Source organism: Mesorhizobium sp. WSM4810, from assembly GCF_055811235.1.
Genome location: NZ_JBVVQV010000048.1, coordinates 17,424 through 28,724 on the forward strand (window position 1 = coordinate 17,424; position 11,301 = coordinate 28,724).

The following is an 11,301-nucleotide window of genomic DNA, read 5'->3' on the forward strand; positions in this document are numbered from 1 at the left end:
ATCGATGCGCTCGCCGATGGCTCCGCCATCGCAATACACTTCGCACAAGGCGCTCAGCTATCGTTCACCTCGCGAGTTCATTGCGGCACGTTTAACCCAGTGATCCCTGTCAGACCTTTGGGACAACAACAACGCGCCCGCCTGTCTACTCGAGTACATGCATCACACACACCCTCACACGCCCTTGCCTGGCCAGTACAACTGTCAAGTCAAAGTCGTTCACGCTTGGCCGCGCGCACCGTCCAGCGGACTGCCGACGGCTCGCGATGTTTAAAGTATGTAAAATCATCCGGACTATGAATTTTTGTTACATAACAACAAACACAAATCGTCAGAACTTATTAATTCTGCCAAATATTTCTTTATAATGCGACAGTACTAGATTGATCGCTAGAATTTTTCTCGGATAATTCAAATTATCTCCAGCAAAATCCGGTTAGCGTTCCCCGCACAACTGTGTGACTGGAGAAAGCAATGGATCATGTTACCCGTCCGCTGTCGCATGGCCAGCTGGGCCTTTGGATACATCATCAAAAACGACCGACCGGTAGCGAATACAATCTGCCGGTCGAACTGCGCATAAAGGCACCGTTCGACATTGATGCCTTGCGGCGCGCGCTCCAATCATTGATCGACCGCCATGAAATGCTGCGCACGACCTTTCACCAGGAAGGCGAGCGCGTGGTTCAGCGCATTCATGAGACAACCACGCTGAACTTTCATGTTGTTCGGCTTGAGGATATTGAAGGGGCAGATTTCCATAAATCTATCGCGGCGGAAGCTCGCTCGCCTTTCAATTTGGAGCATGGGCCGGTGTTTCGCGCTCATCTGTTCATCCGCAGTGCCACGGACGAGACTCTGCTCCTCAATTTCCATCACATCATTTCCGACGGTTACAGCATTCGCACCTTGCTGCACGAGTTCGGCAGGCTCTACCAGGCGTTCTGCGGCAAAACGGATATGCCGCGTCTGGGCACCGCGGCTCCTTACGGGGACTTCGTAGCCTGGCAAGAGCGCCTCCTTGCCGGCGACGACGGAGAACGCATGTGGGCCTACTGGCGCAGCCAATTTGTTGATCATGAACCTGACCTGGCCCTTCCGACCGACAGACCAAGAGCTGCGCTCGCCACGCACACCGGTTCGGTCTTCTCCCTTGATATTGAGATGCCGCTGGTCGCGCGCTTGGAGCGGCTGGCGCACAAGGAAAAGGTAACGCTCGCCACCGTCCTGCTTGCCGCCTATTATGTCCTGCTGCATCGTTTCGGTGACCAGGACGACATCACCCTCTACGTGCCACGCCTCGGTCGTCCGGCAGGAAATTTTTCGAGGACGTTCGGCTACTTTGTGAACCTAGGGGTCCTACGGCAGGACCTTTCCGGAAATCCAATTTTCCTTGAACATTTGCAGCGGGTCCGTCATTTGATGCTATGCGCGCGCAGCCACGAGTATTTTCCTCTTCCGCTGCTGCTGGAGAAGCTCAAGCTCCCTCCTGCACTTGATCGCAACCCGCTTGCGCAAGCTGTTTTCAACTTCATACCGGAAGCGGTGAGTTCTCTTAGCTTCACGGCATGCGACGTCGACCTCTCCGGCTTGCCTGCGCAAATCCAATTTTGCGAGACCGATATCTGGATCGATCTTGATTTTCAAATCCTGTCCGGCAGAGACAGAGTCCGCCTTGATGTCCTATTCAATGCGGATTTATGGGATCTTGGCACGATCGAGCGGTTGGCGAAGCACTATCATTTGTTGCTTGAGGCGATTGCAGATGCGCCAGCGCGACGAATAGGCGACTATAGTCTTCTGACGCCAGAGCAGGAACACCAGCTCCTGCATAGTTTTAACGAGACAGCTGCACCTTTTCCGTCCGATATTTGCCTGCACAACCTGATCGAAGCGCAGGCTGCCGCTTGCCCCGATGATATCGCTGTCACTTGCCCATCGGAGGCGCTAAGCTATGCCGTACTTGAGCAAAGGGCAAATAGACTTGCCCGTCATCTGATTTCAAAAGGAGTCTGTCTTGGAGACGTGGTCGGCATTCTCGTTGAGCGTTCGTGCGATCTCATTGTCGGCTTTCTAGCGGTCCTGAAGGCGGGGGCCGTCTATCTTCCGCTCGATCCGCGCCTGCCACCCCAGCGTCTACGTTTCATGTTGCGAGATGCTGGTGCTACCGCGCTCATCAGCCAATCGGCGCTCAGAGAACAGACGTTCGGGGAAGCCTCGTCAGGGCGAAAGATTGAACTTGCGAATGGATGCGCGGTAGTTCTCCTCGACAAAGACCGCACCGAAATTGCTCTGCACGAAGTCACGCCTCCGCACTGCCCCGCCGGTCCCTCCGATTTGGCTTACGTGATTTATACGTCCGGTTCCACGGGTCAGCCGAAAGGCGTGATGGTTGAACATCGCAGCGCCTGCAACATGGTAGAGGATCTAAGACGCACTTATCAACTGGGGCCGGATAGCCGGGTATTGCAGTTCGCTTCCTGCGGATTTGATGCATCGCTTTTCGATTTTATGCTGGCTTTATCCTCTGGCGGTCGACTATGCCTTGCGCCCCCATCAGCATCGCTGCCCGGAGCAGAGCTTGTTGAGTTTATGCGCCGTGAACGCGTTACCGCTGCCGGCCTTACGCCGACAGCGTGGGCCTCTTTGCCATCGACTGATCTTCCTTATCTCACCGTGATCAAGTCAGGCGGAGAGCCCTTGCCGTCAAGTCTCATTGAGCGATGGGGTGAGAAGCGCCGCATCTTAAATTCCTATGGGCCCACCGAAACGACCGTCTACTGCATAAGGACCGAGGTGAAAGCCGGGGGGCAAAAGCCGCCCATTGGGCGCCCGGTCATCAACACCAAGGCTTATATCCTCGATCGCTATGGCAATCCGGCACCACTTGGCGCAATTGGCGAGCTCTACATCGGGGGCGTCGGCCTGGCTCGCGGTTACATCAATCACGATGAACTCACGCGAGAGGTTTTCCGGGCAAATCCGTTCGATGATGACCCGCAATCCAGGCTCTACAGAACTGGAGATCGGGCCCGGTATCGGTCCGATGGCGCAATCGAGTTCATGGGCCGGAAGGACGGACAGATTAAGATCCGCGGCATGCGGGTGGAGCTCGCCGAAATCGAGCAGTGCCTGATGGAGCACGAAAACATCAAAGCATGCTGTGTCACGCTGACAGACCGTCTGGATGAAAATGCGAGCCTGATAGCCTATGTGGTGAGACGGCGGGAGAGTTCCGAGGATGCCGACGAACTTCAGTCTTTTCTGCGCGCCGCGCTGCCTGGCTACATGGTTCCCTCACAGTTCGTGTTCCTCCCGCAGCTACCAACCAATCGTAGCGGCAAGATCGATCGGCGCGCTCTTCCCGAGCCGAGAAACGCCTCGAAATTAAAGGCCGCAACTTTACCGACCGGTGGATTGCAGACGGAACTGGCTGAGATATGGAGGGACGTGCTGAAGCTGGACACCGTCGGCGTCGAAGACAATTTCTTCGATGTTGGCGGACATTCCCTAGCCATCGTCAAGGTTCAGGCGCGTATCCACGATCGATTGGGCATTAATTGCAAGATTCTGGATCTGTTCGAGCATCCCACCATAAGAATGCTTGCTACGCACTTGTCTGCAGTTCCAGCCGTTCCTCGCCCCGCTCAGGATTTAGCGAAACCAATTGGCGTGGCCGCAAGCGAAAACGAGCCCAAACAGAGCCGCAATGCTGTTGCGATTATTGGGATGGCGGGCAGGTTTCCAGGGGCCGAGAACGTCGATCAATTCTGGAGCAATCTGGTCGATGGCATAGAGTCCATCGCGGATCTGGGTGAACAGACATTGCAAAAAGCTGGCGTCGCTCCCGACACTTATGGCAGACCTAATTATGTGAGGCGCGAAGCCGTTCTGAGCGGAATTGATCTTTTTGACGCAGCGTTCTTCGGCATCTCGCCTAAGGAAGCAGCGTGGATGGACCCGCAGCAGCGAATCCTGCTGGAAGCGGCGTATCAGGCCTTCGACCATGCAGGGTACGGATTGAGGGAGACGGCAGGAGGGCGTGTCGGTGTTTTTGCTGGCGTGGGGGCTAACCATTATCTCGGCGACCGCGAAATAGGCCGCGACCTGCTGGATTCAGAGAAGTTGCAGATCCGCATTCTCAATGGTGGCGATTTCACGGCCACCCGCATTGCGTATAAACTCAACTTGACCGGCCCTTGCGTGTCAGTTCAGACGGCCTGCTCCACTTCGCTTGTCGCTGTCCACCTCGGTTGCCAAAGTCTCCGCAACAATGAGTGCGATATGGCGCTCGCAGGTGGCGTGTCGATTTCGCTGCCACATGGAAAAGGATACCTTCATCAACAAGGGCACATCTTATCTCCTGACGGCGACTGCCGTGCATTTGATGCTAAAGCACAAGGAACGGTGAGAGGCAGTGGAGTTGGGGTCGTCGTTCTCAAGCGGCTGAGCGATGCCTGCCGAGATGGCGACTACATCTGGGCAGTTATAAGGGGGACTGCCATCAACAATGATGGCGCCAACAAAGTAGGCTTCACCGCCCCCAGCGTCGACGGACAGGCTGCAGTGATTCAAGCTGCGCTCACCGACGCCGACGTCTCTGCAGATACCATTGGTTATGTGGAGGCGCATGGTACGGGAACCTATCTTGGAGATCCTATCGAAATCTCCGGCCTGACCAAGGCCTTCCGTTCTCACACCGCGAGGAAACAATTCTGCGCAATAGGTTCGGTGAAGACAAACGTCGGCCATCTCGACGCCGCAGCGGGTGTCACCGGGTTAATCAAGCTCGCTACAATGCTAAACAGGGGCGTCATTCCAGCTAGTCTTCATTTCGATAACCCCAACCCAAACATCGATTTCCAGGAGAGCCCGGTTTTCGTTAACAAGACTTGCACCACTTGGCCCAGAGGTGGGGAGCCACGACGCGGCGGGGTTAGCTCATTTGGCATTGGTGGCACGAATGCGCACACAATTCTCGAGGAATTTCCGCCGCGGAGCAATGAGCAAGTCGGTCGCAAGCTGCACGTCTTTCCGGTGTCGGCGGCGAGCAGGTCGGCATTGACCGACATGCTCCGGCAACTGGCGGGCTTTATACGCCGATGCGAGGTTCAGCACAGTGCAGCAAACATCGCGTACACCTTGCAAAAGGGGCGAGCCGCTCTCAGATATCGCGCGAGCTTTGTGGGAAACGATCTGGCGGAACTAGCCGACCAGCTCGATCAAGCGGCACTGCAGGCGGGCGGTTCGGGAGAGGTATCAAGCAGTGAACACCGCATCGCGTTCATGTTCTCCGGCCAAGGCGGACAGCAAATTGGAATTGGTCGACAGCTCTATGAAGAGGAGCCGGTATACCGGAGCGCCATTGACGAATGCGCAACGTGGATTAACGAGTTCGCAGATAGTGACTTCCGCCCCCTCCTCTACAGAGAAGGCAAAGCCGACGGCGAGCTTGAGCCTCAACTAGAAGCCGTCATACAGCCCGTCATCTTCGCTACGCAGTATGCGATGGCGAAGCTCTTTATGTCGTGGGGCATTTTCCCAGCAGCTGTGATCGGCCACAGCATCGGAGAATATGCAGCCGCTCATATCGCCGGCATCATCTCTTTACCCGATGCCCTTCGACTGACGCTTATAAGGGGGCAGCTAACATCCCGTGTGCCGACCGGCGGCATTCTTGCAGTCGGCACGTCGCCCGAAGAGCTCCAGCCTTATTGGAGCGAAAACCTTTCATTAGCGGCCATAAACGGGCCGCGTCAGTGCGTCGTTTCGGGGGCTGCATCCGAGATCGCAGCGTTTCATGAGCGATTGCAGGCGAGATCCATTGCAAGCAAACGAATACGTGCAACTCATGCAGTGCATTCATCCCTGCTCGATCCAATCCTGTCGGAATTTAGGATTCATGCAGAGCAGGTCGAGTTAAACTCGCCGCAAGTACCTTTCGTGTCAACGGTGCTCGGTGACTGGCTTGAGGCGGACGTGCCACTTGATGGCAGCTACTGGGTCCGCAATCTCCGAGAGACGGTGCAGTTCCATCTGGCTTTCGATCGGTTGGTGCAATCGGGCCACGAGTTGTTCATTGAGATGGGGCCTGGCGCAGCCCTGACCAGACATTGCAGGAAGTTAAAGTCAAAGAGCAACCTGCGCAGCCCCGTCGCCTTTGCAGCCGCGCCAGAAGGCGACCGTGGGCAAGATCGCCTGAGACTACTACAGACACTGGGCAAGCTTTGGACCTGCGGCGTTCGCGTTGATTGGTCTTGCGTGCACGGCCATCAACCGCCACAGCGTACGCCCCTCCCGCCTTATCCTTTCGATCGCAAGCGTTACTGGCTCGATGCGGTCACCACCAAGGAGCGAGGACAAAAAGAAGCGGATTTGAATCAAACTGATCCTGCGACCACATCTGTGGATACCCCGACCGGAAACGAAGGATCGCGCAGCCCCATTGTGGTTGCTGGTGAGCCAGCTTTGGACCGCCAAATTGCAGCGATCTATCAAGACATTTTGGGCTTGGATGACGTTGCCCTGACCGACAGCTTCTTTGATCTTGGTGGCGATTCATTGAGCGCCTTAAGCGTAATCAGTCGCATCGAGCAGCTTACGGGAGAAAGATTGGCCGTCGCTCGGCTGCTGGAACACCAGACACCAAGAGGGCTCGCGAGAGTCCTGTCGAAGACCCCTGGAAGCGCGCGTCCGAGCGCATTGGTCCCGATACAAACTGGCGGTTCGCGGGCCCCACTGTTTTGCCCCCACCCTTTTGGCGGACATGTGCTCTTCTATACGCCTCTTGCCAAAGCATTGGGCGCAGAGCAACCGCTCTTCGGCCTGCAGGCACGCGGTCTGAACGGTGAGGCGAGACCTCACCGGAGCATTGCGAACATGGCACAGGATTATGTTGAAGCTATCAAGAGCATACAGCCGCGCGGACCTTACCAGCTCGTTGGCTTGTCGATGGGCGGCAGCATTGCTTGGGAAATGGCCTGCCAATTGCGCGATGCCGGGGAGGAGATCGCTATACTTGGACTGCTCGATGCCAAAGCGCTTCACAAGCCTGAAGAATGCACAAGCGGCCGATATTATCGTTTGCTCGGCAACAGTCCCATCCCCGACTGGCTGAGCGAGCAAGTGGTTATATTCAGCGTACTTTTTCCTGCAACGAAGAAACATTGGCGAAAGCTGAAATCCATCAAACCGGAGCGCCAAGTTACTGCCCTGCTTGAGTTTGGAAGGCAAACTGGCGACGTCCCGGACATGAGCGAAACGCAGCTCGATTATATCCTGACAGTTGCCGAGGCAAATAGAATTGCACTGCGTGACTATATGCCTAGGCCCAACGACTGCAGGTCCGTTCTTTTTGCAGCCAAGAACGGGCTGCGTATGTCCACCAATGAATCTGATGGCGATCTTGGTTGGAAGCAATTCGCGCGAGGGGGCTTGGAGATTCATGAGGTGCCAGGTGACCATTACACGATGGTCGCTCCGCCTCATGTGAGCGTCTTGGCAAAGAAGCTTAGTAACTATCTCAATCGAAAGGACTAGCCTAGGTGCTAGCACTACTTTGGCAGAATTTATTTCATAGCCGGCTGCCTCGAAATAGTGCCTGCATTCCTCGGCTGTGAAAGCTGCAAGGCAATTGGCCAGTTGGCCACGGCCGACCAGAATTCGTCGATGGCTCGGATTGCAGCCCATCTCAGGAGCATTGAGTTTCGCGAAATCCATCTCGATGGGGTTGAAGTCGGGCGAGTATGGCGGGAGGAACGGAGGAACAGGAACTGCGCACCAACCTTCTTCTCGATCGCCTCGAGCACGCCCTTGTGGGCGGGCAGGTTGTCGACCAAGATGTCGCCGGGGCGAAGCTGGGGTGCAAGAGCCAGCTCCGCATAGGCAAGAAAGCAGAACCGTTCGACCGCGCATATTCCGTCAGTCAGCACGCAGGTAAGAATGTAAGAATCCAAGAATCGACATCATCTGACGATCTGACGATCACCGTCGTCGGCCAGCTTCAGTTTGCGGCGCACCTTCCCCATGGCCGAGGGCAAGCGGCCTGTGCGCTCGACCATGGTGTCTCGTCCTGGCCCGCAGCCGCGATCCGGCGCCGGGCGCATCCTGCACTGCATGTCAGTTTGATCTCGCAGCCGCGTCGGCTTCGGTCACAGCCATGAGCAAACTGTGAGGGTCGAGGACGGGATCCGCAGCAAGTTTCGATAGCTACGCTGCGCTGCGTCAGGAAAAGCCCGTGGCCATCGTCGCGAGCCTCTTCGAGTACTCGGAAAATGAACTGGGCAAGGTCTCCGGAGAATCCGAAACTGCCGAGGCGATCCGCTCGCCTGGCTCTCCAAGACCCTGACCCGCACCTCTCAATGTTGGTCCGCAGCCGAAATCGACGTGCTCATGGCCTGGACTTCAAGCCAGACGCCATCAACTAACCGGTTACCGTTCGCCTCAGCTCCTGCGCTTTGTTCAGCGGTTTGCAATGTTGTGTAATGATGTGCGATCTTGATAGTTCGGGAAGGAGGATTTGGCGTAAGCGGTGTTCTTAGGCCACAGCCTTGAGCTCGAGCTTGTTGATGTAGACCCAAGGCAGGAGATCGTCGATCTGGCTGTTGGGGTGGCCGTTGACGATCCTGGTGAGGACATCGGCGAGATAGCCGAGCGGTTCGACACCATTGAGCTTGCAGGTCTCGATCAGCGAGGCGATGACTGCCCAGTGTTCGGCGCCGCCATCAGAGCCTGCGAAGAGCGCGTTCTTGCGGTTGAGCGCGATCGGACGGATCGAGCGTTCGACGGTGTTGCTGTCGATCTCGATGCGGCCGTCGTCAAGGAAGCGCGAGAGGCCTTCCCAGCGCGAGAGCGTGTAGCGGATCGCCTCGGCGAGCTTTGTCTTCTGGCTGATCAGCCCGAGCTTTTCGCGAAGCCATGGTTCGAGTTTGACGACGATCGGGCGGCTCCTGACCTGGCGCACGACACGGCGCTGCTCGGCCGATCGTCGACGGACGTCGTCTTCGACGCGATAGAGTTCCGCGATCCGTCTCAGCGCCTCGCTGGCGATTGGCGCGGGACCGGCCGCGGCGAGCTCGTAGAAGCGCCGGCGCACATGTGCCCAGCAGAAGGCGAGCGTCACGCCGCTCTTGTCGGCGAGCACGCGATAGCCGCCATAGCCGTCGACCTGCAGGATTCCGGCAAAGCCCACCAGATGAGCGATCGGACGCTCGGCCTTCCGGTCCGGCGCATAGACATAGGCGACGCCAGGCGGGTCGCTCCCCTCCCATGGTCGGTCATCGCGGGCATAGGCCCAGAGTTGACCTGTCTTGGTCTTGCCGCGGCCGGGATCGAGCACTGGCGCGGTCGTCTCGTCGGCGAAGAGTTTTGGCGAGGACTTCAGCTTGCCAAGCAGCCGCTCATGCACCGGACGCAGATGCCAGGCGGCGCGGCCGACCCAGTCGGCGAGCGTGGACCGGTCGAGATTGATGCCCTGCCGGGCATAGATCTGCGCCTGACGATAGAGCGGCAGGTGGTCAGCATATTTTGAGACCAGCACCTGGGCGACCGTCGCCTCGGTCGGCAGGCCGCCCTCGATCAGCCGGGCGGGCGCCGGGGCCTGAACCACTACATCCTCACAGGCGCGGCAGGCATATTTGGGCCGGCGCACGACGATCACGCGCAGCTGCGCCGGAACGATGTCGAGCCGCTCGCTCATGTCCTCGCCGATCCGATGCAAGCCATTGCGGCAGCACGGGCAGGCATGATCCTCGATGTCGACGACCATCTCCACGCGCGGCAGATGGGGTGGCAGCCCGCCGCGGTTCGCCCTGCGCTTGGCGACAGGCGCCTGACGTTCGCCAAGAGCGGTCTGTGCCTGCTCTTCGTCACCGGCGGCCTCGATCTGTTCGGCCTCTTCGAGCCCCAGCAGCAATTGATCCTCGGGGAGCGTCTCGGCACGCCGGCCGAAGCGATGACGCTGCAATTCCTTGATGATCTGAATCAGACGGGCATTCTCGACGTCGCGCGCCAGGACCATCGCCTTCAGCGCATCCGGATCGTCGGGAAGCTGGTCAGCCGTCATCGCCATGAGCGGATCAGACCATATTCGCCGACAGTCCGCGACAGCGGAATCCAGGCTGATTCACTTCGTCGCGGGTCAGCCCGCCTGGGCTGGAACGCGAGTCCGGCGCGCCTCGTGGACTCGCCGCCAGTCGAGACCTTCGAGCAGCGCCGACAGTTGCGCGGCCGTCAGCCGCATCATGCCGTCATGCACTTTCGGCCAGCGGAACTCCCCATCCTCCAAACGCTTGGCATAGAGGCAAACCCCGGTGCCATCCCAGAAGATCAGCTTGATCCGGTCAGTCCGCTTGGCCCGAAAGACATAGACCGCCCCATTGAACGGGTCAGCGCCCATGGTCTCGCGCACAAGTGCGGCCAATCCCTCCGCACCCTTGCGGAATTCCACCGGCTTCGTCGCCACCATGACCTTGACCGCACCCGTCGGCCCGATCACGACGTCGCCTTCAGCGCGCGGATCACTGCGGCCACCGTCTTGGTATCGGCGCCCCGGCCGACGCGCATCGAGATGCCGTCGATCTCAAGCTCGATCATGCCGGCACCTCGGGTGGCTTGCCGTTTCCGCTGCTTCGGTGAACGGCTGGCTACAGGTTCCGCCGCCGCCAAAACCGCCGGCACAAAGGCAGGAGAATCTTGCTGCGCCGAAGTGGCCTGTTTGCGCGCTTCGCGGCGCCAGGCGAAGACCTGCTGCGGCCTAAGGCCATACCGACGGGCTACCTCGGAAATGACTGCGTTCGGCTCCAGCGTCTCCGCGATGATCCGCGCCTTGTCATCCACCGACCAGTGACGCCGACCGCCGGCACCGTTGATCACCTCGAAACGCCGAAGCTGCCGCTCCGGGTCAAGCGTAAGGTCAAGTCCAGACACAAGCCGATCTCCGATCCCAATACAGGATCGGCAACCTCACAGATCGCGACCACTCCCGAAAGGTGGTCCGGAAACACCGCTTACGATTTGGCGATGGAGACCAATTCTGTATCGGAGGTCCTTTATTGCAGTTCCTATGTCCGGATCATGACCGGACGGGTTTCCGATCAAATCCGGACGGGTTGTCAAGCGAAGTGAGGATTTGACCTCCTGGGCGAACTGGAGATTTGGCCCCCCTCATTGCTTTGCGCTTTCGTTGGTGTCGGGGGGGGGGGGGGGGGGGGGGGGGGGGGGGGGGGAGTGAGGGGGGGGGGGGGGGGGGGTGGGGTGGGTGGGGGGTGGGGGGGGGGGGGGGCGGGCCCCCCCCCCCCCCGC

At 58.4% G+C, this 11,301-nt stretch carries 4 protein-coding genes and 1 pseudogene; 1 reads left to right on the plus strand and 4 read right to left on the minus strand.

Annotated elements, in window-relative coordinates; genetic code table 11:
• Window positions 1-474 precede the first annotated feature (474 nt).
• A complete protein-coding gene (locus AC0L3O_RS34060) occupies window positions 475-7,539 on the plus strand; it encodes an amino acid adenylation domain-containing protein (protein ID WP_473617969.1) in 7,065 nt (2,354 codons plus the stop codon).
• A gap of 33 nt (window positions 7,540-7,572) precedes the next feature.
• Here the strand turns inward: AC0L3O_RS34060 and AC0L3O_RS34065 are convergent.
• The 4 genes and pseudogenes from AC0L3O_RS34065 to tnpA all read right to left on the minus strand — a co-directional run.
• Window positions 7,573-7,892, minus strand: a pseudogene (locus AC0L3O_RS34065) (transposase); the annotation flags it as partial.
• Between the two features lie 644 nt (window positions 7,893-8,536).
• The gene (gene tnpC / locus AC0L3O_RS34070) at window positions 8,537-10,069 is read right to left on the minus strand and encodes an IS66 family transposase (protein ID WP_473617971.1); all 1,533 of its coding nucleotides are present in this window, start codon (window positions 10,067-10,069) and stop codon (window positions 8,537-8,539) included.
• A gap of 69 nt (window positions 10,070-10,138) precedes the next feature.
• Entirely contained in the window at window positions 10,139-10,495 is a 357-nt protein-coding gene (gene tnpB, locus AC0L3O_RS34075) for an IS66 family insertion sequence element accessory protein TnpB (RefSeq protein WP_473617972.1), read from the minus strand.
• The gene (gene tnpA, locus AC0L3O_RS34080; protein WP_473617973.1) at window positions 10,492-10,926 is read right to left on the minus strand and encodes an IS66-like element accessory protein TnpA; all 435 of its coding nucleotides are present in this window, start codon (window positions 10,924-10,926) and stop codon (window positions 10,492-10,494) included. Before tnpA ends, tnpB begins: the two co-directional genes overlap by 4 nt.
• Window positions 10,927-11,301: the final 375 nt, after the last annotated feature.

Bases quoted from the DNA above. Each gene is read 5' to 3' on its own strand.
- AC0L3O_RS34060 (WP_473617969.1), top strand. From the start codon at position 475: ATGGATCATGTTACCCGTCCGCTGTCGCATGGCCAGCTGGGCCTTTGG.
- tnpC (WP_473617971.1), bottom strand. From the start codon at position 10,069: ATGGCGATGACGGCTGACCAGCTTCCCGACGATCCGGATGCGCTGAAG.